General features: G+C 59.2%; 17 protein-coding genes. 7 read left to right on the top strand and 10 right to left on the bottom strand.

What is annotated here, in order from left to right:
* The first annotated feature begins 48 nt into the window (after nt 1-48).
* From QOL84_RS10610 to QOL84_RS10590, 5 genes are all read left to right on the top strand, one after another.
* Nucleotides 49-390 (top strand): helix-turn-helix domain-containing protein, encoded by a 342-nt coding sequence (locus tag QOL84_RS10610; RefSeq protein WP_283437180.1) that lies wholly within the window; start codon nt 49-51, stop codon nt 388-390.
* Nucleotides 387-758: a hypothetical protein gene (locus QOL84_RS10605; protein WP_003223109.1), complete on the top strand. Its 372-nt coding sequence runs from the start codon at nt 387-389 to the stop codon at nt 756-758. Before QOL84_RS10610 ends, QOL84_RS10605 begins: the two co-directional genes overlap by 4 nt.
* Nucleotides 759-1,163, top strand: coding sequence for an SEL1-like repeat protein (locus QOL84_RS10600; RefSeq protein ID WP_283437179.1), 405 nt, complete (start codon nt 759-761; stop codon nt 1,161-1,163).
* Nucleotides 1,164-1,419: 256 nt separating this feature from the next.
* Nucleotides 1,420-6,204 carry an RHS repeat-associated core domain-containing protein gene (locus tag QOL84_RS10595; protein ID WP_283437178.1) on the top strand — a complete coding sequence of 1,595 codons (4,785 nt, stop codon included), beginning with the start codon at nt 1,420-1,422 and terminating at the stop codon, nt 6,202-6,204.
* Nucleotides 6,204-6,620, top strand: a complete 417-nt coding sequence (locus QOL84_RS10590) for a hypothetical protein (protein ID WP_283437177.1) — start codon at nt 6,204-6,206, stop codon at nt 6,618-6,620. Before QOL84_RS10595 ends, QOL84_RS10590 begins: the two co-directional genes overlap by 1 nt.
* 13 nt (nt 6,621-6,633) lie before the next feature.
* On the opposite strand, the gene QOL84_RS10585 is transcribed toward QOL84_RS10590, so the two are convergent.
* Nucleotides 6,634-8,424: a bifunctional diguanylate cyclase/phosphodiesterase gene (locus QOL84_RS10585; RefSeq protein WP_129391218.1), complete on the bottom strand. Its 1,791-nt coding sequence runs from the start codon at nt 8,422-8,424 to the stop codon at nt 6,634-6,636.
* 134 nt (nt 8,425-8,558) lie between these two features.
* Entirely contained in the window at nt 8,559-10,643 is a 2,085-nt protein-coding gene (locus tag QOL84_RS10580) for a carboxy terminal-processing peptidase (RefSeq protein ID WP_164979414.1), read from the bottom strand.
* 137 nt (nt 10,644-10,780) lie between these two features.
* On the opposite strand from QOL84_RS10580, the gene QOL84_RS10575 reads away from it, so the two are divergent.
* Nucleotides 10,781-11,746: a zinc-binding dehydrogenase gene (locus tag QOL84_RS10575; protein ID WP_283437176.1), complete on the top strand. Its 966-nt coding sequence runs from the start codon at nt 10,781-10,783 to the stop codon at nt 11,744-11,746.
* 71 nt (nt 11,747-11,817) lie between these two features.
* Here the strand turns inward: QOL84_RS10575 and QOL84_RS10570 are convergent, their stop codons facing one another.
* The 6 genes from QOL84_RS10570 to QOL84_RS10545 form a co-directional block, all read right to left on the bottom strand.
* A complete protein-coding gene (locus QOL84_RS10570) occupies nt 11,818-12,471 on the bottom strand; it encodes an HAD family hydrolase (RefSeq protein WP_283437175.1) in 654 nt (217 codons plus the stop codon).
* A gap of 111 nt (nt 12,472-12,582) precedes the next feature.
* Nucleotides 12,583-13,572 carry an ABC transporter ATP-binding protein gene (locus QOL84_RS10565; protein ID WP_283437174.1) on the bottom strand — a complete coding sequence of 330 codons (990 nt, stop codon included), beginning with the start codon at nt 13,570-13,572 and terminating at the stop codon, nt 12,583-12,585.
* On the bottom strand, nt 13,569-14,369 hold the full coding sequence (locus QOL84_RS10560) for an ABC transporter permease (protein WP_008083711.1): 801 nt from the start codon (nt 14,367-14,369) through the stop codon (nt 13,569-13,571). The genes QOL84_RS10565 and QOL84_RS10560 overlap by 4 nt, the downstream gene beginning before the upstream one ends.
* Nucleotides 14,356-15,192 carry an ABC transporter permease gene (locus QOL84_RS10555; RefSeq protein WP_164979467.1) on the bottom strand — a complete coding sequence of 279 codons (837 nt, stop codon included), beginning with the start codon at nt 15,190-15,192 and terminating at the stop codon, nt 14,356-14,358. The genes QOL84_RS10560 and QOL84_RS10555 overlap by 14 nt, the downstream gene beginning before the upstream one ends.
* 5 nt (nt 15,193-15,197) lie before the next feature.
* The gene (locus QOL84_RS10550; RefSeq protein ID WP_283437173.1) at nt 15,198-16,004 is read right to left on the bottom strand and encodes an alkaline phosphatase family protein; all 807 of its coding nucleotides are present in this window, start codon (nt 16,002-16,004) and stop codon (nt 15,198-15,200) included.
* A gap of 132 nt (nt 16,005-16,136) precedes the next feature.
* Nucleotides 16,137-17,204 carry an ABC transporter substrate-binding protein gene (locus QOL84_RS10545; RefSeq protein ID WP_129391239.1) on the bottom strand — a complete coding sequence of 356 codons (1,068 nt, stop codon included), beginning with the start codon at nt 17,202-17,204 and terminating at the stop codon, nt 16,137-16,139.
* A gap of 350 nt (nt 17,205-17,554) precedes the next feature.
* Here QOL84_RS10545 and QOL84_RS10540 point away from each other — a divergent pair, with 350 nt between their 5' ends.
* Nucleotides 17,555-18,268, top strand: a complete 714-nt coding sequence (locus tag QOL84_RS10540) for a UTRA domain-containing protein (protein WP_283437172.1) — start codon at nt 17,555-17,557, stop codon at nt 18,266-18,268.
* A 531-nt stretch (nt 18,269-18,799) separates the two neighbouring features.
* On the opposite strand, the gene QOL84_RS10535 is transcribed toward QOL84_RS10540, so the two are convergent.
* Nucleotides 18,800-20,134 carry an amidohydrolase gene (locus QOL84_RS10535; RefSeq protein ID WP_283437171.1) on the bottom strand — a complete coding sequence of 445 codons (1,335 nt, stop codon included), beginning with the start codon at nt 20,132-20,134 and terminating at the stop codon, nt 18,800-18,802.
* A 64-nt stretch (nt 20,135-20,198) separates the two neighbouring features.
* Nucleotides 20,199-22,352: a mechanosensitive ion channel family protein gene (locus QOL84_RS10530; protein WP_283437170.1), complete on the bottom strand. Its 2,154-nt coding sequence runs from the start codon at nt 22,350-22,352 to the stop codon at nt 20,199-20,201.
* Nucleotides 22,353-22,405 lie beyond the last annotated feature (53 nt).

Here is a 22,405-nt window from a genome sequence, read left to right as displayed (position 1 = left end):
TAGGGAAAAGTGCCGACTCGCTAAGTGTTGTTGTCCTACGGGGTAGTCATGGATATTCAGATAATTGCACGCGATGGCGAACCCGAATACGCGGTTCTGCCTTGGGCTCAATATCAGGCTCTACTGAAAGCAGCAGGTATCAACGAAAAACCGTCGCGACAGGCTTCAGCGCCCCTCGCGGCAACGCCAGACCCGATTCTTCCCGGTCTGGATCAACTACGCAGTTTGCGCGAAGGGAAGGGCATCGCCATCGAGGCGTTGGCCCGCACGGTAGGCATCAGCCCGTCTTATCTGGCCTTGATTGAAAGTGGCGAGCGTCAGCCCGACGCCGCGATTCGCCGCAGTCTGGCCTGGGAATTGACGGTGCCAGGTTGGAGGGACGAATCGTGAGCGTACGCATCAGTCGTCAACATTGGGACGGATTGCTCGGAGAACTCGATCAGGCGCGCCGTCAGCGCCATCTGCTGACGTATCGGGCGCTGCTCGAACGCCTGCAATTGCCGACGCCGGCGATGCAGACGCTGACCGCGGCGCTGGAACATCTGGCCGCGCTGGATGCCAAGGCCGAACAACCGTTGCGCAGCTCGCTGGTCATCAGCCAGGGCGCCAGTCGCCTGCCACGCACCGGTTTTTTTGAATGCGTCGAACGTCTCGGGCGGTTTTCCGGGCCGTCCGATGGCGTCGCCGCCGCTTCCTGGCATGCGTCGGAAGTGGTCCGTGTCTTTGAGTACGAGTACCCGGAATCGGCGGAGGCCTGAGTGTTCTTACGACTCAAGGCGCGGGCCAGTTACTGGCTGGCCCGCAGGCTGTTTCACTGGTCATGGTTTGTCCGCCAACCGCGTGGCTGGCGCTGGCTCGAAGGGCAGTTTGCGCGCATGGCCAACCTTGGCGATGTCGGCGCGCAAAGCTTTTACGGGCACATCCTGACCTTTCGTGGTGTGGGCCTGGGGGCTCGCGAGGAAGGCGTGCGATTGCTGCGCCTGGCCGCGTTGGCGGGTGATGGCAAAGCGGCCTATCAGGTCGGCGTTATCAGCCTCGCAGGTACGCCGAGCAAGGCGCCTGACCCTGATGAAGCTGCGCGCTGGTGGGGGATGGCGGCCAAGGCCGGACATCCATTGGCCGAACTCAAGCTGAAAGAACTCAGCTCGCGCGGCGTTGAGTAGCAAACGTTCTGCACACTGAATATCTACTGTCCGCTTCATAAACGTGGCGTGAGGGAAACCTCACGCCACGTTTGCGTTTTCGCCTGCCTGTTTTTTATGTGAGTAGCTTTTACGGATTAGTCCTACAGCCATCGCCTACTTGCCTGACTTCTTTCCTGAGTGATCCCCCGCACAGTTCCCGCGCCTAATTTTTGCGCGAGGGAATGCTCATGTTTGACCCGCTTACTCTGTCCAATCCGCACACCCGCGTGCGCTGATGGCCGCCGTTACCCGTATCGAGCAGGAACTCGACAGCTTTCCCGACTCCCTCAACCTGTACCGCGAACAGCTCAAGCATTGGGCCAGTCGTGCGGCGGACAAGGTCAGCCATGCGGCGAATCTGCCATCGCTGATGGGCATGGAGCGAATCATTCGCTTCGGTGACAGCAGTACCGCTGTCAGCAGCAGCGACAGCGATTTTTTCTCCGGCGTCGTCCAGTGTCCGCAGACAGGCCCGATGCTGATCGAGAGCAAGTTCGAGTCGGTGTACGACATTCCGCTGGGCAACATCGTGGTCGATGTGATTGCCATGGACAGCGGCGAAACCACTCCCATCACTCTGGATGCGCAAGGCAAAGGCTCATTCACAGGAACCGCCGGCAAGTTCTATCGCGTGCTGGTGCACAACAAAGTCACCAGCGGTCAGGTCGATGATTTGTTCACTGCCTATGACGGCCTGACAGCAGAGCTGAATGGCTGGCTGCGTAGCGAGTGGCAGGGTTTCAAGCCGCAGTGGTCGCAGTCGGTGGCGACTGCGGCTGGCAACGGCATGTTGGCCGGGAGCTGGGCAGCCATCGAAGGCGTGTGGGACAGCCTTGGTCTGCTTTCGGACATTCTCAAGGACCCAGGGGCTTTTGCCGAGCGATTGGGCGAGGGTGCCACGCAGTTGATGGCGCTCGCTGCGACGGCGCCCGACGTCATGGAAAAGCTGCAATTGCTGGTCAGCGACGAAGCGGCTCTCTGTTTACTGCTACGCACTGCAAGCCTCTGGCTGGAGATGTTGCCGCCCAGCGAGATCGCCGGGAAAACCGCTGAGGCGGCGTCGATGGTGATCGTCCAGGTGCTGATCGACGTGTTGATCGGCGTGGTTCTGACGTTCGTCGGGGCGGGCGCAGGGATCGCTTATCTGACGCTGCGCCTGGCAGATCGCGCAGCGCAATTGCTGTCAGCGGTGAAGCGCTTGGTGAAGGCGATGTTTGGCATCGTCGAGGGGTTCATCAAATACGTTGATCAATACAAATCGGTCGCCGCCCGTGGCATCGCCGCCGGCGTGAAAAAGGGTCGAATGCAGCTCCGTTGGGATGCCCAACGCAATGCCTCGCTAAAGAAAGAGGAAAACCACGACGACGCCTCTGACCAAGCTAAAAACCCCAACGGTGACAGCGCCGATTGCGCGCTACTGACCTGCACCAACGGCTGTCCGGTGTCGATGGTCACCGGCGAGGAGTTGCTGACCCTGACCGATGCGGTGCTCGATGGCCGGCTGCCGTTCGAGTTCAGCCGTTTGTATCGCAGCAGCGCGGTGGAAATCGACGTTGGCCTGGGCTTTGGCTGGAGCCATTCGCTGGCGCATCGGTTGGTGTTCGAGGGCGATTTTGTCGTCTGGATCGATCATGAGAACCGGCGAACGCGGTTTCCGTTGCCGAATGTTGCTCGCCCGGCGATTCACAACAGTTTGTCGCGGGCGGCAATCTTTCTCGGGGATGAGCCGGAGGAACTGATTCTTGCGCTGGCCGGGGACGCGGCGCGGTTCTATCACTTTCGCGCGGGTCGGCTGACGGCGATCAGTGATGTTTATGGCAATCGTCTGACGGTCCATCGCGATCGGTCTGACAGGATTCAGCGACTGGATAACGGCGCAGGTCGCGCGCTGTTGCTGCGCTATGACCGGGCGCAGTTGATTGCGCTGGATTACCAGAGTTTTCAGGGCGGCGAATGGACGACTGAGCAAAACCTCGTCAGCTATTGCTACGACGCCCGTCAGCGTTTGTTGGCCGCGAGCAATGCGGTCGGCGACAGCGAGCGTTACGACTACGACGACGCCAACGTCATTCTGCAACGGCAACTGGCCGGCGGCGCGAGTTTCTTCTGGGCGTGGGAGCGCGCGGGGACATCGGCGCGTTGCGTGCGGCACTGGGCGTCGTTTTCGCAGATGGACACGCGCTATGTCTGGGACGACAACGGCAGCGTCGCGGTGCATTACGTCGATGGCACCGAAGAGGTTTACGTCCACGACGACCGCGCGCGCTTGGTACGCAAGGTTGAAGCCGACGGTGGCGAGCAGCTCAAGGCTTACGACGCGACCGGACGGTTGATCGCCGAGCAGGATGCTTTAGGCGCTGTTACCGAATACCGCTACGACGAGGTCGGACGACTGATTGCGCTGCTTCCTGCGCAAGATGAGCCAACGTCCTACGAGTATCGCAACGGTTTCCTCTACCGGCGTTCACGTGGCGATGCGGTGTGGATTTATCGGCGCAATGCCGAGGGCGATGTCACCGAAGCGGTCGATCCTGACGGCAAGGTCACCCATTACTACTACGACGTTCGCGGGCAATTGCTGTCGATCCGCTACCCGGACAGCAGCCGGCATCGACTGGCGTGGAATGAGCTTGGCCAGCTTATTGAAGAAACCCTGCCTGACGGTGGTGTGCGGCGCTTTTCCTACGATGCGCTGGGACGACGGACTACCACGATAGATGAACACGGTGCGCTGACGCGTCAGCAGTGGGATGCGGCGGGGCGACTGGTTCAGACGACGTTGGCGGGCGGCGCCACCCGGGCTTACAGCTACGGCGCTTACGGTCAGGTGACAGCCGAGCGCGACGAACTCGGGCGCGTTACCCGGTTTGAATATGACGACGATTTGCACCTGGTCTCGCGAAAGATCAACCCCGACGGCACGCGGGTGCAGTACCGCTACGACCATGCGCAACTGCTGCTCACCGAGATTGAAAACGAATCCGGCGAGAAGTATCGACTGGACTACACGCCGACGGGACTGATCCGCCAGGAAACTGGCTTCGACGGGCGGCGCACGGCGTATGCCTATGACCTCAATGGGCATCTGCTGGAGAAGATCGAGTTTGGTGATGACGGCTCACAGCTGCTCACTGCTTATGCGCGCGATGTTGCCGGGCGCCTGCTGGTCAAAACCTTGCCCGACGGGGTCAAGGTCTCCTATCAATACGACTGCCTCGGTCGTTTGATCGCTGTCGATGACGGCCAGAAGCATCCGCTGGCCTTCGAATACGACCGTCAGGATCGACTGATCACCGAGCATCAGGGCTGGGGCACGTTGCGCTACAGCTACGATGCCTGCGGTCAGCTCAAACGTCTGCGCCTGCCGGACAACAGCAAACTCGAGTATCACCACGCCAAGGGCGGCGCGCTGACCGGCATCGACCTCAACGGTGCGCAACTGACCACGCACGTCTTTCAGTCCGGGCGTGAACAACAACGCCAGCAAGGTCTGCTGCTCAGCGAATATGCCTACGACGATCAGGGAAGATTATTGGCCCATGCCGTAGGACATTCGCACGATGCGCTGTATCGCCGCGACTATGCCTACAGCGCCAACGGCAACCTGGAACACATCGCCGACACCCGCCACGGCCAACGCACCTACGGCTACGACAACCTCGACCGCTTGATCCGCGTCCGCCACTCGCGCGACGAACTGCCGGAGTCCTTCGCTCACGACCCGGCCGGCAACCTGTTGATGCAGGACCGCCCCGGCCCGAGCCAGATCAAGGGCAACCGCCTGCTGATGCAGGGCGACCGCCATTACGACTACGACGCCTTCGGCAACCTGATCCGCGAACGCCGTGGCACCGCGCAAAAACTCGTCAGCGAATACCGCTACGACAGCCAGCACCGCCTGATCGGCCTGACCCGTCCGGACGGCCAAACCGCCTCGTACAGGTACGACGCCTTCGGCCGACGCATCAGCAAAACCGTCAACGGCGTCACCACGGAATTCTTCTGGCAGGGCGACAACCTCGTCGCCGAAAGCAGCCAAAACGAATATCGCAGCTACGTCTACGAACCCGGAACCTTCCGCCCGCTGGCCCTGCTCGACGGCAAAGGCCCGAAAAAGGCCTGCCCGTTTTATTACCAACTCGATCACCTGGGCACCCCGCTGGAGCTGACCGATTACAGCGGCGAGATTGTCTGGTCAGCGCAGTACGACGCCTACGGCAAAGTCGCTGCGCTGAGCCTGGCGGCGGCGGAATACCTCGATCAGCCGCTGCGGTTTCAGGGGCAGTATTTCGATGCGGAGAGTGGGCTGCATTACAACCGGCACCGGTATTACGACCCGCGGTTGGGACGGTATCTGACGCCGGATCCCATCAAGTTGGCTGGGGGGTTGAATCAGTACCAGTACGTGCCGAATCCGACGGGGTGGGTGGATCCGTTGGGGTTGAGTTCCAATTGTCCTCCGCCGAAGAAGCCGGGTTGTGCAGTGCCGGGAGATGTCAGCGGCGCTAAAGTTGATGAAGGCGGGCCTGCGCTGCCGAAGATGACGGCGCAGGAGCGGAGGGCGAGGATTGATGAGTTGGCGGAGGGGAATGCAAAGCAACGTGTGAGTGAATATGAAAAACTTTATGACATGCACACTGTGAAAAAGCATGGTTCGGAAATTCCCGATCTAGCCCTCAAACAGCGAGCTATCGATGGTGCTGATCCTCATACCGGGGATGTCCCGAAAGGTGCCAAAGGTAATCTAAGCTCTCAGTTTCATAGTTGGCGCATGCATTTGGGGGCCTTGAATAAAGCGATGACGAAGGATAAAAACGGATTGATTAGGCATACAGGGAAGGATCAGAAGAAGAATCCGATAGTCAGGTTGGAACTGCCTGGAGCTGGGCGCGGTTACAGACCCAATAAAAAAGATAAGCAAAAACCGGGGCTTAATGAGGATATGAATTGGTTTGAGGTGAAGTTCGATAAAGTGAATACACAGGAGCCTTTCACAGGCTTCCCTGCGGAGGGGAAATAATGCTAAAGGACCCATTTTTAAATGAGCGTTTTGAACCTGACTTGATGTGGTTCGTTGGGGTGTTTGATGTTTATGATAGAGAGGAGTCCAAGGGTATAGAGCTCGAGGCTTATGATCCGAACGATAGAACTGATAGGAGTATCCTAATAAGGAAATATTGCTTGAATCAGCCTTATTTCTCACATAGACATAAATTTGTACTCGTTGAGAATTTAGAGGCAGCGCTTAAGGATCCAAGCTTCGATTTTCAAGTTGTATTCGAAATAGATGAGTGCGAGGCAAACAGTTGGCCGCGCGAGGAATGGTATTCATTAGAAAGTCCTCGCTGTTTTTTTCAAGATATCTTTAAATTGGCAAAAGAAGTTTGGAAAGAGGACCTGTTGATGGCAGCAAGTGAGGATAAGTCGGCTTGGTAGACTAAAAATCAAGTCAACGTTGCCCGATTAACTGCGCTGGATGTAGCTCGGATGCAATGAGACTATCAATCACATGCACGCTATACCCCGGAATGTTCTTCGCATGGTGCTTCGCCTGCGAAGCCATCTCCGCCAGCTGACTCGCATCAAGTTGTGCGCAAGCTTCGGGGTGCAGGTGAACAACGCCGATGGACAGTGACAGCAGCGGAAACTCCTGGCGCATCCCCTGACGATTCGGCGCGATAAAGCATCCAGCCTCAAGGTGTTCAGGCCGATAAAAGCGGCGACATTGGCTCTGGAAATCGTCAAGAAGCTGGTTGAGGCGTTTTCGCCAATCTTCGGGGCCTAGGACGAGGAGGAAATCGTCGCCGCCGATATGCCCCACAAAGTCGCGCGACGGATCGACCCGTTCGTTCAGGCATTGCGCCAGGCACAGCAAGACTTCGTCACCGCGACCGTAGCCGTAGATATCGTTGAAAGGCTTGAAGCTGTCGATGTCGACATAACAAATCACCGACTCGCGCGCCTGTTGCAGCAACCGTGTCAGGCATTGCTGAATCGGCACATTGCCCGGCAACAGGGTCAGCGGATTGGCGTAACGTGCTTGCTGGATTTTCAGTTCAGTGATCAGTTTGAGCACGTCAATCACTCGGCCCAAGCCGAGGTAGCCGCCGTTGAGGGTGATGATGAAGTCTTCTTCGATACGCTGCCGGGCGCGGCTGGTGATCAGGCGGCTGACCTGTTGCAGCGATTGGCTCATTTCCACGGCGAGGAAATCGTCGTTCATCAGGCGGCTGATCGGTTTGCGGGCGAACAGGTCGGTGGCGAACGGTTTGAGCAACGCATCGGACAGCGAGTGCCGATGGACGATGCCGCAGGGCTGGCCTTGTTCGTCGAGCACGGCCAGAGAGTTGAGGTTGGCCTGGCGGCGGAAGGCTTCCAGCACGGTGGCGGTCGGTGTATCGCGATGGACCGCCGGTTGGTCGTTGAGCAGGGCACTGAGGTCGCTGCCTTCGTCGTTCAGCGCAACGTTGCTGCTGTCGTGTTTGGGCATCAAGGCGCGGGCGTCGCGGGGAGGATGTTCCTGTGGGCGACCGAGCAAATAACCCTGCACCAGGTCGACACCCATCTCGGTCAACACTGCGAGCTCTTCAGGTAACTCAATACCCTCAGCGATGACCTGCGCCCGTGAAGCTTTGGCGATTTGCAGGATTGAGCCGACGAACTCGCGTTTCAGCGCGTCCTGATGAATACCGTCGATGAAGTGCCGATCGATCTTCACGTAATCCGGGCGCAGTTCCGACCATAAACGCAGGCTTGAATAACCGGCGCCAAGATCATCCAGCGCAATCGAAAAGCCCATCGCCCGGTAGTGATGCAGCGCGGTTTGCAGCAACTGGAAATCGTCGATCGGCGTTTGTTCAGTCAGTTCGATAACTACCTGGCTCGGCGGGATGCCGAAGTCTTGCAGCAGCTGCAGTGTACGTCCGGGCTGGTGCGCAGCTTCGAGCAAGGATTCAGGAGAGACGTTGAGAAACAGTTTGCCCGGCAATTGCTGCTCGTTGAAACGGCGGCAGGCGCTTTGTCGGCAGGCGATTTCCAGTTCACTCAGGCGTCCGGCCTGACGCGCGACGGCAAACAAGGCAATCGGTGAGTGCAGAGGGCTGTTGGACGGGCCGCGAGTGAGGGCTTCGTAACCGAGAATGCGTCGCTCGGAGAGGCAAATGATCGGCTGGAACAGGCTGTGCAATCCGCTTTGAGTCAGGATCGAGCTCAAGGCACCCAGCTGTTCGGTCGTGGTCATGGCAATCTCTGGCGATAAAAAAAGGACTGGGAGCGCTCTCGGTGAAGAGAGTGGCTCCCAGTCCTTTATTGCACGACAGAATGATGACTGTTTGATGACGATCCGGGGATCGTCAGCATTAAATTGCCATCACGTTACTTCTTGGCCACCTGATTGCTCAGCTTCAGGTAATCCAGCAACACGCGCCCGGTTTCGCTCAGGTAGGCGTCGTCTTCTGGTTTGACCTTGTCCGGCTCGGCGGCGGTAAGCGCGTCGTCGTCTTCTTTCTTCAGCTCTTTGAGCGGCTCTTCGCCTTTGGCTTTGCGACGGATATTTTCCATCGCCAGTTGCTTGGCGTCGATGTCAGTGTGCTGGGCGCGACGCTCGGCTTCGTTGAGGCTGACGGTTTTTTCTTCCATCAGCTTTTGCGCGAGTGCCAGCTTGTCACGAATGAACACGAACTCGGCGTCTTTGGCCGTGCGCGCATCATGCTCTGACTTGAGCTGAGCCAGGTACGGTTTGAACGGATCGGCAGCCGGTTTGATCGCCGCGCGGATGGTGTCCCACGGCATGGCTTCCGGCAGTGCGCTCTCACCGATTTCCTTGGTGTCGATCAGCGACGGGTAGTCGATGTCCGGCAGTACGCCCTGGTGCTGGGTGCTCTGACCGGAAACCCGGTAGAACTTCGCCAGGGTCAGTTTCAGTTCGCCATGGTTCAGCGGTTGAATGGTCTGCACGGTGCCTTTACCGAAGGTCTGGCCACCGATGATCAGCGCGCGGTGGTAGTCCTGCATGGCGCCGGCGAAGATCTCCGAAGCCGAGGCGGACAAGCGGTTGACCAGGAGCGCCATCGGGCCTTTGTAGAACGCACCCGGGTTTTCATCTTCGAGCACGTCGACGCGGCCATCGGCATTACGCACGAGTACGGTCGGGCCTTTGTCGATGAACAGGCTGGTCAGCTCGGTGGCTTCCTGCAGGGAGCCGCCACCGTTGTTACGCAGGTCGATGACTACGCCGTCGACTTTGTCTTTCTGCAGCTCGGTCAGCAGTTTCTTGACGTCGCGGGTGGTGCTCTTGTAGTCCGGATCACCGGCACGGAATGCCTTGAAGTCGAGGTAGAAGGCCGGGATCTCGATGACGCCGAGCTTGTAGTCCTTGCCGTCCTGTTTCAGGTTGAGGATGGACTTCTTCACGGCCTGATCTTCAAGCTTCACCGCTTCACGGGTGATCGGCACGATCTTGGTGGTCTGGTCGTTCGGCGCATTGCTCGCCGGAATCACTTCCAGACGCACCACGGTGCCTTTCGGGCCACGAATCAGCTTGACCACTTCGTCCAGACGCCAGCCGACGACGTCGACCATCTCTTTGTTGCCTTGGGCAACGCCGATGATCTTGTCGGCCGGGGCGACCTGCTTGGTCTTGTCGGCCGGGCCTGCCGGCACCAGACGCACGACTTTGACCTGGTCGTTGTCGCTCTGCAACACGGCACCGATGCCCTCGAGGGACAGGCTCATGTTGATGTCGAAGTTTTCCGCGTTATCCGGCGACAGATAATTGGTGTGCGGATCGTACGACATGGCGAAAGTGTTGATGTACGCCTGGAAGATATCTTCCGGACGGGTCTGGTCCAAGCGCGCCAGCTGGTTCTTGTAGCGCTTGGTCAGGGTTTCCTGGATCTGCTTGGGCTCTTTGCCGGCGATCTTCTGGCGCAGGACTTCGTCCTTGACGCGTTTGCGCCACAGGTCGTCGAGTTCAGCAGTGGACTTGAGCCAAGGGGCATCCTTGCGATCGATCAGCAAGGTCTCCTTGCTGTTGAAGTCCATCTTGTCGACGCCTTTGTCCAGCTCGGCAATGGCGAAGTCCAGACGCGCCTTGACGCGATCCAGATAGCGCTTGTAGATGGTGAAGCCGGCGTTGAGGTCGCCGCTTTTGAGGAAGTCGTCGAACTGGGTCTTCCACTTGTCGAATTCGGCGATGTCGCTGGCCATGAAATAGCTGCGCGACGGATCCAGCAGCTTGATGTAGCTGTCGTAGATGATCACCGAGCGCGCATCGTCGAGCGGCGGCTTGCTGTAGTGGTGACGCTTGAGCAACTCGACGACGTTCAGGCTGGCGATGACTTCATCGCGATCAGGCTGCAACTTGTCCCAGCTGTTGGCTGCGAATGTACTGCCCGATACCGGCAACAGGCCGATACCGATGAAAAGAGCGAGGGCGGTGCTGGGGAGCAAATGCTTCATGCTGATTCGACGCGGGGACAATTGATAACGCATATTAGGCCGTCTTTGAAGTCGCCGGTCTACGAGAGCCGGTCGCATAATGCAAAAAGCCCGGCGCTACAGCTTCGGGCTCAGTCCAGACTCACTATGGAGGCACTGTGAAGGCATTGCAAGGCGTTGAAGGTCAAGTGGCATGGGTTGAGGAGCCGAGTCCTACATGCGATGTAGGACAAGTTCGCATCCGAGTGGCGGCAGCCGGCCTCAATCGCGCCGATTTATTACAGAAGGCAGGGCTTTATCCGCCACCGCCTGGTGCCAGCCAGGTGCTCGGTCTGGAGTGCTCCGGGGTGATCAGCGAGGTCGGTGCGGGCAGTTCGTGGCAGGTCGGTGATCGGGTTTGCGCCTTGCTGGCCGGGGGTGGCATGGCCGAAGAGGTGGTGGTCGACGGACGGCATGTGCTGCCGGTTCCTGAAGGTGTTTCGCTGATCGAGGCGGCCGCATTACCTGAGGTTTACGCAACAGTCTGGCTGAATGTGTTTCAACTTGCGGCGCTCAAACCGGGTGAGAAAGTTCTCTTGCACGCCGGAGCAAGTGGAATCGGTTCAGCCGCCATTCAGTTGTGCAAGGCGTTTGGCAATCCCTGCTGGGTCAGCGTCGGTTCCGCCGAGCGTCTGGCTTACTGCGAGGCGCTGGGTGCGCAGGGCGGGGTGGTGCGCACTGACGATCTGGAAAGCCTGCGCGACTTTGGGCCGTTCAATGTGATTCTTGATCCGGTGGGCGGAAATTATTCGGCACTGAATCTGAAGCTGATGGCGCTGGACGGACGTTGGGTGCTGATCGGCTTGATGGGCGGCCGCGAGGCGAAACTGGATCTGGCGCAGGTGTTGGGCAAGCGCGTGCAGTTGCTCGGTTCGACGTTGCGCAGTCGTGACGATCAGTTCAAGGCGGATCTGTTGAGTGATCTCGGTCAGCAGGTGTGGCCGTTGTTTGCAGAGGGGCGGTTGAGTCCGCAGTTGGCCAAGGCGTTTGCCGTGAAGGATGCCGAGGCGGCGTTTGCGGAGTTGGCGAGTAATACGGTGGCGGGCAAACTGGTGTTGGTGATTGACGAAAGTTTGAGCTGTTAGAAGGGCTGGATCAAAAGATCGCAGCCTTCGGCAGCTCCTACAGGGGGAAATGTAGGAGCTGCCGTTTGCTTTTATTTCCAGAGATGAATAGGCCAGCCGGCTTTTTCGGCGTGCTCAAGCAGCACTGGATCCGGGTTGACCACGTGCGGGAAATCCACCTTCAGCAACAACGGCAGATCATTGCGCGAGTCGGAATAGAAACTCGCGCCTTCCAGGTTCTCCTCCTCCGCATCCAGCCATTCCAGCAACCGGGTGATCTTGCCTTCGCGGTAGGTCAGCGTGCCAACGGTGTGGCCGCTGTAAACGCCATGGGCGACTTCCAGTTCGATACCGAGAATCTCATCGATGCCCAAACGGTCGGCAATTGGTTTGACGAGGTGCGTGCCCGACGCCGAAATCACCAGAATCCGGTCGCCGGCCTTGCGATGCGCGGCGATGGTTTTCGTCGCGTCGCTGAAAATGATCGGCTCAATGAAGTCTTCCACCCAAGGGCCGACCAAGTGCTCGACTTCTTCCGCAGTACGCCCGATCAGCGGTTCGAGGCTGAACTCCATGTACTCTTCCATGCGCAATTTGCCATGGCTGTAGGCGTCCATCAGTTCGTTGTTCTTGCGCATGAACGACTCGGGATCGACCCAGCCCAAACGCCCCATCTGCTCGCTCCAGAGGGTGGCGCAGTCGCCGTGGATCAACGTTTCGTCCAGATCAAAAATTGCCAGGGCCATCAGTTCTCTCCGAGAACAGCTGCGAGCTACAAGCTTCGAGCTGCAAAAATTGGAATCAGCTTCGCCGCAGTCTACAACTTGAAGCTTGTAGCTCGAAGCTTGCAGCTGCTTTTAAGCTACTTCGCACAGGGCCGTCGGATCGATGGAAAGCGCCAGGCGCTGACCGTCGGGATGCAGATCGGCCGCCGAGCGGTTGAGTACATCCACCACCAGTTCGACGCCGCGCGCTTCGACGCGATAGCGGATGACGTTGCCGAGCAGGCTGTGGCTGCGGATCTGCGCATCGAGTTCGCCGTTCAAGCTCAGCTCGATGGCTTCCGGGCGAATGGCGATGCGGTGATTGATCGGGCGCTGCAACAATTTCGAAGCGTCATCGGCATCGAGCAGGTTGTAGTTGCCAATGAAGCCTGCGGCGAACACATCGACCGGTGCGGTGTAGAGGGTTTCGGCGTCGCCACTCTGGACGATTTTTCCCTGATTCATCAGGAAAATTCGATCAGACATGGTCAGCGCTTCTTCCTGATCGTGAGTAACGAAAATCGTCGTCAGGCCGAGTTCGCGCTGGATCTGGCGGATCTGTTCGCGCAGGTGTTTACGAATCCGTGCATCGAGTGCCGAGAGCGGTTCATCCAGCAGCAACAAGCGTGGACGCGTGACCAGCGAACGGGCGAGGGCCACACGCTGACATTGACCTCCGGACAGCTGATGCGGATAGCGGCTGGCAAAGTCGTTCAACTCCACCAGTTTCAACACTTCAGCAACGCGCTTATGACTGTCGTCGGCGTTGACCTTTTGCATGCGCAAACCGAACGCAACGTTTTGCTCGACGGTCATGTTGGGAAACAGCGCGTAGCTCTGGAACACCATGCCGATCCCGCGTTTCTGCGGGCTTAAGGGCACGATGTCGACGCCATCCAGCAGAATCCTGCCGCCATCCACCGACGTCAGGCCGGCGATGCAACGAAGAAGAGTGGACTTGCCGCAACCGGACGGGCCGAGCAGAGTGACGAATTCGCCCTTGTTGATTTCGCAGTCGATGTCGCTGAACACCGTGGTGCCGGCGTAGCTTTTCTGCAGGTGTTGGACGCTGACATAGCTCATTCGCTTTTGTCCTTGTTCAAGATGTTGGCGATCCAGGTCAGGACCAGCACGAAAAAGAAATACGAGATGACCAGCGCACTGGTGAAGTGGCCGCTGCTGTTGCGCATGTTGTTCAGGTAAACCTGCAGGGTTTCATAGCGCGTACCGACGAGGATGTTGGCAAACACGAACTCACCGAACAGGAACGAGAACGACAGCAGCAACGCGACCATCAGGCCTTTGCGCAGGTTCGGCAGTACCACCAGAATTGCTGCTTGAAAGGTGCTGGCGCCGAGCAGTTGCGCGGCGTCCATCAGGTCGCGCAGGTTGATTGCTTGCAGGTTGTTGGTGATCGCCCGGTACATGAACGGCAGCGCCACGGTGAAGTAGCAACCGATCAGGATCCACGGCGTACCGACCATCGCCATCGGCCCGGAACCGTAGAGTTGCAGCAGGCCCACCGACGACACCACTGGCGGCACCGCGAAGGGCAGCAGGATCAGGATGTTCATCAGCGCATCGAGTTTCGGAAAGTGGTAATGCACGACGAACAGCAGCGGCAGAATCAGCACCACCGACAGCACCAGCGCGCCCACGCACACCAATAACGACTGGCCGAAGGCGTGGAGGAAACGTGGATCGCTCCACAACTGGATGTACCACTTGAAGGTGAAGCCGCTGGGCAGGATGGTCGCCGACCAACTGCTGGCGATCGAGTAGACCAGCGTGCCCGCCAGCGGCAGCAAGAGGATCGCGAACAGCAGGTAGACCACGACGCGGTGGTAGAGGCCGGCCGGGCCGGATTCAGCGCGAGACATGGTAGCTCCTCTTCAGCAGCAGTTGATGCACGACAGTGACGATGGTCATCAGCGCCACCAGCACCACGGCCAGGGCGCTGGCCAGATTCGGGTCGAGGGAAATATCACCGGAAACCATTGCCGCGATGCGAATCGGCAGGACGTTGAAATTTCCCGTCGTCAGTGCATACACCGTGGCGTAGGCGCCGAGGGCGTTGGCCAGCAGGATCACGAAAGTGCCGAGCAGCGCCGGGGTCAGCACCGGCAAACCGATGTGCCGCCAGAATTGCCAGCCGTTGGCGCCGAGCAGCGCCGCCGACTCGCGCCAGTCCTCACGCAAGGCGTCGAAGGCCGGGTAGAGCAGCAACACGCCAAGGGGAATCTGGAAGTAGGTGTAGAGGATGATCAGCCCGGTTTTCGAATACAGGTTGAAGTCCTGAATGATCCCCGACTGCTTCAACATGATGGTGATGCTGCCGTTGAAACCAAGCAGGATGATGAAGGCGAATGCCAGCGGCACACCGGCGAAGTTGCTGGTCATGTTGGCGAAGGCGTTGACGAAGTTGCGCAGCTTCGAATCGACCCGGCGCAGGGAATACGCACCGAGTACGGCAATGATGATGCCGAATACGCTCGACCAGAAACTGATCTCCAGGCTGTACTGGATCGCCTGCAAATAGAATTTCGAACTGAAGATTTTCGTGAAGTTTTCGACGCCCCAGCCGAACTCTTCTGATTGCAGGCTGTTGATCATCACCCAGACCAGCGGGGCGATTTCGAAGACGATAAAGAACAGTGCGAAGGGCACCAGGCACAACGCCGCCAGCCATTTTCCGCGAGTCATGGCATTCACTTGAGCAGCTCCCGGCACACAGGTTTGTCGTGGGGCACACCGAGCAGTTCGCAGACCGTGCCGCAGATTTCCGTCTGCTTCGGCGCGGCATCAGCGCTGAGGCTGAACGCGTCGCCGAGAACGAACAGCGGCACCTGGCGTTCTTCCGGCAACAGGCCGTTGTGCGAGCGGTCGTTGTTCATGCCGTGGTCGGCGGTCACCAGTACCTGATAGCCAGCGTCGAGCCAGCTCTGCAAATAGTCGGCGAGGATGATGTCCGCCGAACGCGCGCTGTTGCGGTACTGCGACGAATCGAGCCCGTGCTTGTGCCCGGCATCGTCGATGTTCATCGGATGGATCAGCAGGAAATCCGGATCGTGGCGCAGACGCAGGTTTTCCGCGTCGGCGAACAGGTGCGAATCCGGGTAGTGGTCGTTCCAGTAGAAGTGTCCGTGCTGGATCGGCAGCGACAGATTGTCGGTGTGACGGTCGCGCGCGGCGACGAATGGCGAGCGGTTGTACAGCTCGCTGACCCAGTGATACGCCGCCGCAGCGGTCTTCAAACCGGCATCGCGGGCGTAGTGATAAATGCTGCGCTGATTGGACAGGCGCGAGACGTTGTTGTGGACGATGCCGCTGTCGATCGGCGGCACGCCGGTGAGGATGCATTCATAAAGCGGTCGGGACAGGGCCGGCAGTTCGCACTCCAACTGATAGAGCGCGGCGCGTCCTGCGCCAACATAAGCCTGCAGATGCCCCATGGCGTGGCGCGCGACCTCGTAGTTGAGGCCGTCGAGCACGACAAGGATGACGTTGTGCTTCATAGGGGCGTTGACTCCGAAAACCAAACTTGAACCGGTCAATGTAGGAGCTGCCGCAGGCTGCGATCTTTTGATATTGCTTTAAAGGGCAAGATCAAAAGATCGCAGCCTGCGGCAGCTCCTACAGATGAAGGATTACTTCATCTCTACGATGACTTCTTCGTTCCACTTCTGCGGCAGGGCCTTGGAGGTTTTTTCCCACGCATCGGCGTCTTTGATCGGGGTGACTTTCTTGTACTGTTCGTTCGGCAGCAGCTTGGCCTTCACGTCTTCCGGCAGTTGCAGGTGCTCGGCGCGGATCGGACGGGCGTTACCTCGGGCGAGGTTGGTCTGGCCGGCGTCGCTGAAGATGTATTCGCGGGTCAGCTTGGCGGCGTTCGGATTTTTCGCGTACTTGTTGATGATCGTGGTGTAGCCGGAAATCACCGAACCGTCGGACGGGATCAGCACCACGTAATCATCCGGGTTGGCCATCTTGGCTTTGTAGCTCAAGCCGTTGAAGTCCCAGACCACGCCGACTTCGATCTCGCCTTTTTCCATGGTGGCGATGGTCGGGTTGGCCATCGACAGACGACCTTGTTTAGCGATGTCGGCGAACAGGGTCAGGGCCGGCTGGATGTTTTTCTCGTCGCCACCGTTAGCCAGGGCTGCGGCGAGTACGCCGTTGGCAGCTTGCGCGGCGGTGCTCACGTCACCGATCGAGACTTTGTATTTGCCACCCTTGAGGTCAGCCCATTTGGTCGGTACTTCGGAACCGTGCAGCAGCTTCTTGTTGACGATGAACGCGATGGTGCCGGTGTAGGCCAGTGCCCAGTTGCCGTCTTTGTCCTTGGCCCAGTCCGGAACCTGATCCCAGGTGCTTGGCTTGTAGGGTTGCACTACGCCTTGCTTGACCGCGATCGGGCCGAAGGCGGCACCGACGTCGCCGATGTCGGCGGTGGCGTTGTCTTTCTCGGCGGCGAACTTGGCGATTTCCTGGGCCGAACTCATGTCGGTGTCGATGTGTTTCAGGCCGTAGGTCTTGGCCAGGTCTTCCCAGGTGCCTTTCCAGTTGGCCCAGTCATCGGGCATGCCGACACTGTTGACGGCGCCTTCCGCTTTCGCAGCGGCTTCGAGGGTTTTCAGATCGGTGCCGGCCGCCATGGCGGAGGTGCACATTGCAATGGTCGAGCCTAACAGTGTTGCCAGGAAAAGCTGTTTCATTCCGAAGCTCCTTGGTCGTGTTCAACGCTGCGATTGCGGTTTGTGTTGGTCTAGGTCAGCAATACCTGAGCCAATTTAAGGGGGCTGGATGACACTTTGATGTCGGTGGCCCTGCGGCAGGCCTTTTGTTTGCCCGTTATCAGCGGTTGCCAGATAAGCGTAGACCATGCTCAGGCCCCGGCGGGCAAGGGACTTGGCCGATGTATTGCAAGTCATGAGAACGACCGTTCGGTAGGTTTGTCATCTCTCGGTCATCTGCACTGCCTAGGCTTGCAACACACGGAAACGCTTCGTTGGCCGTGCAGTTTTGCCCTGAAACAGTGCTGGTCTAGTCCAGATAGGTAACGTTGATGCGCGATGAGGCAACAAAAGCGGTGACAGCGATTGGCCAAGTCCTGCAGGAGCAACTCGATCACGGGTTGTTGGCTGCGGGCAGCAAGTTGCCGGCCGAGCGCAAGCTCAGTGAGTTGTTTGGTACGACGCGGATTACCGTGCGCGAGGCGTTGTTGCAGCTGGAGGCGCAGGGGCAGATTTATCGCGAGGAGCGCCGTGGCTGGTTCGTTTCGCCACCGCGTCTGGCGTACAACCTGATGCAGCGCAGTCATTTCCACGCGATGGTCAGTGCGCAGGGACGTGAGCCTTCGACCGAGGTGATTTCGGCGCGGTTGCAGCCGGCGTCAGCGGCGGTGTGTGCGTGGTTGCAGTTGCCGGCGCTGTCCAGCGTGATTCAGATTTGCCGGTCGCGGCGCATTGACGGGCGGCTGGTGTTGTATGTGGAGCACTATTTGAATCCGCAGTTTTTTCCGGGGATTCTTGAGTTTGATTTGAATCAGTCGATTACCGAGTTGTATGCGCGGCATTACGATTTGCACTATGGGCGGGTGCGCTTTGAGATTGTGCCTACGTCATTGTCTGTGGATGCGGCGGCGGCTTTAAGGGTGTCGGTGGGGAGCCCGGGGTTACGGATTGCTCGGGTTAATTATGATCAGCATGAGCGGTTGATTGATTGTGATCTGGAGTTTTGGCGGCATGATGCGATTCACGTTGGGGTTGATGTTGCTTGAGCTTTGACCTTGGCGGCCTGTGGGCCGACCAGGCTATTGGGTTCTGTGTGAATATCCGTTTCTGCGGGTGTCGCCGCTGGCGGTTTCGCTCTTACAGCGAGTCACTTTTGCAGACGCCCAAAAGTAACCAAAACGCTGGGCCCCGGCGTTCGGCCCGCTCGCTAAAGCTCGGGGTTCCTTCGCTCCGGGATTGATCCGGGGGGCATCGCCTACGGTTTGCTTCGCTGCACCTCCTCTCGATGTGTTCGACTTCGTCGAACGGTCGCTGCGCTCCCACCCCCGGATCAATCCCGGAACGAAGCCTGCCGAAGGGGCCAGCACGGCAAGATCAAGAGCGGTACTCGAGCTTGCGCTCATTGTGTTGAGTGGGGCGGCTTTGCCGCATGGGGTGTTCGCAAGTAAAACTGTGGGAGTTGCGGTGCGACCTGCCAGCGATGGCGGCCTGACAGCAGACCTGTTTCTGGCGGCTGCACACGGTCCAAATGTGGGAGCGAGCCTGCTCGCGAAAGCGCCCCCACAGTCATCTCGACACTACTTGCCAGCCTCCGCATTGGCATACAGATAATCCGTCGCCAATGAAGCCATTGTCCTCACCCCGACCACCAGCGCCGACTCATCCACAAAGAACCCCGGATTGTGATTCGGCGCTGCCTTGCTCATGTCCTGGTCCCTCGGGGTCACGCCGAGAAACACAAACAATCCCGGTACTTCCTTGGCATAGAACGAGAAGTCTTCTGCGCCGCCCACCAGCGGTGCATTCACCACATCGTCCTTGGCCGCCCACTTCAACGTCGGCAGCATTTTTTCGGTGAGCGCTGGGTTGTTAATCGTCGGGTCATATTTTTCGATGATGGTCACGTCTGCTTTTGCACCGCCACTTTCGGCGATTTTTTCCACGGTCTGGCGTACGTCGGCATGCAGTTTCTGGCGGATGCCGTAGTCGTAGGAGCGGATCGTGCCGGTCATGTCCACGGATTCGGGAATGATGTTGTAGCGTGTGCCGCCGTTGATGGTGCCGATGCTGACCACTGACGGGTACGAGGAGATATCGGTGCGGCGGCTGACTACAGTTTGCAGACCGACGATGGTTTGCGCGCCGACGGTGATCGGATCGATGCCGTCCCATGGGCGGCCGGCGTGGGTTTGTTTGCCGAGGATTTTGATGCGCAGGTCGTCGGAGCTGGCGAGGGTGGCGCCTGGGCGGTAGGCGATCTGGCCGGCGGGGACGCCGGCCCAGACGTGCAGGCCGAAGACCACATCGGGTTTCGGTGACTTCATCACGCCTTCCTCGACCATCATTTTTGCGCCCCAGGTATTTTTGCCGTCGGGGATGAAGTCGCTTGGGCCTTCTTCGGCGGGCTGGAAGTAGAACACCACGGTGCCGGGCAGGGTGTCGCGCATGCCCGTAAGAATCTTCGCCGTGCTCAGCAGGATTGCGGTGTGCGCATCGTGGCCGCAGGCGTGCATGACGTCGACTTCCTTGTCGAGATAAGTGCTTTTGGCTTTCGAGGCGAAGGGCAGGTCGGAAACTTCCTTGACCGGCAGCGCGTCCATGTCGGCGCGCAGGGCCACGGTCGGGCCGGGCAGGGCGCCTTTGAGGACGGCGACCACGCCGGTGCGGGCGACGCCGGTCTTGACGTCCAGGCCCATCGCTTTGAGTTGTTTGGCGACCAGCTCGGCGGTGCGTTTTTCCGTGTTGCCGAGTTCCGGGTGGGCATGGATATCGCGGCGGGTTTCGAGGAGTTCGGGCTCAAGCTTTTGCGCTTGTTCGGCGATTTGCGTGCGGGTGCTGTCCAGGGTGGCCGCGCTGGCGTGGCTGGCGAAAAGGCCGAATAGAACGGCTTGGGCAATGCGCGTCAGTTGCATCGGTTACTCCTTGATTATTGTTGTCGGGCTTCCCTGCCTGTGACTGCAACCGCGCGCCTGAGTGCTATTCCTTCGGCTGACCGCCACCAGCAGTGATCACTTGCACGCTCATACGCGGCGTTGCCAGATCGAGTCCGGCTTCGTCGAGATGGCGTTTGAGCGAAAGGTTGAAGGCGCGGGAAACTTCCCATTGCTTGATCGGCGCGGTCTTGAACCGGGCGCGCAATATCGCGCTGCCGGACTCGAAACTTTCGACACCCTGAATCTCCAGTGGCGACCAGATGTTGCGCCGTTGCAGCGGGTCGGTGCGCATCTTCTGGCCGACATCGCGCATCAGTTTGATCGCGTCGTCGATTTCCATGTTGTACGGCACCGCGACGCGGAAGATCGCGTAGCCGAATTCCCGTGAGTAGTTCTTGATGCTTTTGATTTCGCTGAACGGAATGGTGTGGACGATGCCGTCGATGTCGCGCAGGCGTACGGTGCGGATGGTCAGGCCTTCGACGGTGCCGAGGTGGCCGCCGACGTCGACGTAATCGTCGATGGCCAGCGAGTCTTCGATGATGATGAACAGGCCGGTGATCAGGTCGGCGACCAGTGATTGTGCGCCGAAACCGATGGCCAGACCGATCACGCCAGCACCGGCGAGCAGTGGCGTGACGTTCATGCCCATGTTCGCCAGTGCGACGATCAGCGCAATGATGAAGATCGCCACGAACAGCACGTTGCGGATCAACGGCATCATCGTTTGCGCGCGCGCGTTGGCCAGGCCTTTGCGCGAGCGGGTGAGGGCGTGATGCACGGCGGTGTCGGCGAGGATCCAGATCAGCCAGGAGAAAATCAGCGTGCCGATCAGGCTGAACAGTTTGACGCTGACATCATGGCCGTCGCCCTCGGCGAAACCGATCAGCGATTTGCCCCATACGCGCAGGCCCAGTTCGATGAACGCCAGCCACACCAGCAGATGCGCGAGGGTATAGAAGAAGTTTTTCAGGCGCTCCGAGTACAGGGCGTGGCGCCGTGGCCCGCGTTGCGGTTTCAGTGAATGGCGACGCACAAGGCCGTTGATCACCATGCACAACACCAGCAACACGGTGCAGATCAGCGACTGGCGCAGCGCGGTACTGGTGTCGCCGGCGGAGACGAACGTCGCGAACAGCGAGATGCCGACCAGTACCAGCGCCGGCACGTACCAGAACGTTCCGAGGATATCGATGGTGTCGCTGAGCGCACGCCGGGTCAGGCGTCGAGATAATGGCTGGTTGCGAATCAGGTGCGCGATCGGGCGGCGGAAGCGCAGGATGAACAGCCCGGTCGAGAGTGCCGCGAGAATGTTGGCGATGGTCGCTGCCGTGTGGGCCAGATGCACGCCGAGGCTTTCGATCAGGCGCGGGTCGTTCAGGGCTTCACCGAATGCTGCGAAGCTGCCGATCAGCCACAGCGGCCGGAACGCTTGATGACGCAGAATGTACAGCGCGCGATGGCGATGCGGGCCGTCGAGCAGCGAGAAGGCAATCACGCAGATTGCCGAGAAGCAGGTACCGACCACCAGCGCATAGGCCAGCACCATCGCCAGGCTTTTGCCCAGCGAAGATGGCAAGGCGTAGGACATGTAAACGGTCATCACCAGGGCGATCAGCCAAGGCCCGAGCTTGCGCAACGCAAAGCGCAGCATGTCGAGGGCCTTGGGGTGTTGCGGCAGTTCTTCGGTCAGGCCGAAGCGCATGCGCACGCGATGGCCGAGCCAGATCAATGCGGCGGCAAGCAGACTCCAGACCATCAGGATCATGGCGAAACCGAAGATGATCGGCAGCCATTCGTTGGCCGGCAGCATCATGCCGCTGAGTTCTTCCTTGGCCAGGTCGAACTCGTTGCCCCAGCGATTCAGTGGGCTGTCATCACCGGTAAACTGTTTTTCGAAGTTGGCCAAGGTGCCGCCGATCAGGCCCAGCACGCCTTCTTCCGGTGCGATCTGGGCTTTTTTCGTGGCGTCGCGCAGCTTCTTCAGATCGGTGAGCAACTGTGCGCGTTGCTTGTCGTTTTCCAGTGACTTGATGACTTCGTCGAGGGACTGGCCGAGGGGTTCCTGGGCTTCGGGCTGGGCCTTGCTGGTGTTGAGCAGGCCCGGCAAGCCGACCGCGTGGGCGGGCGCCAGCGGCAGCAGCGTCATCAGGCAGACAAGGAACAGACTGGGCAAAGCAAAAAGACGAGCGAACACTAGGCGGTCAACCTCGCAAGGGGCGGATTCGCTGGAGTGTACGAGGCCCACCC

Origin of the sequence: Pseudomonas helmanticensis (assembly GCF_900182985.1) — a bacterium.
Taxonomy (GTDB): Bacteria; Pseudomonadota; Gammaproteobacteria; order Pseudomonadales; family Pseudomonadaceae; genus Aquipseudomonas; species Aquipseudomonas helmanticensis.
This window is presented reverse-complemented; position numbering and strand designations above follow the sequence as displayed.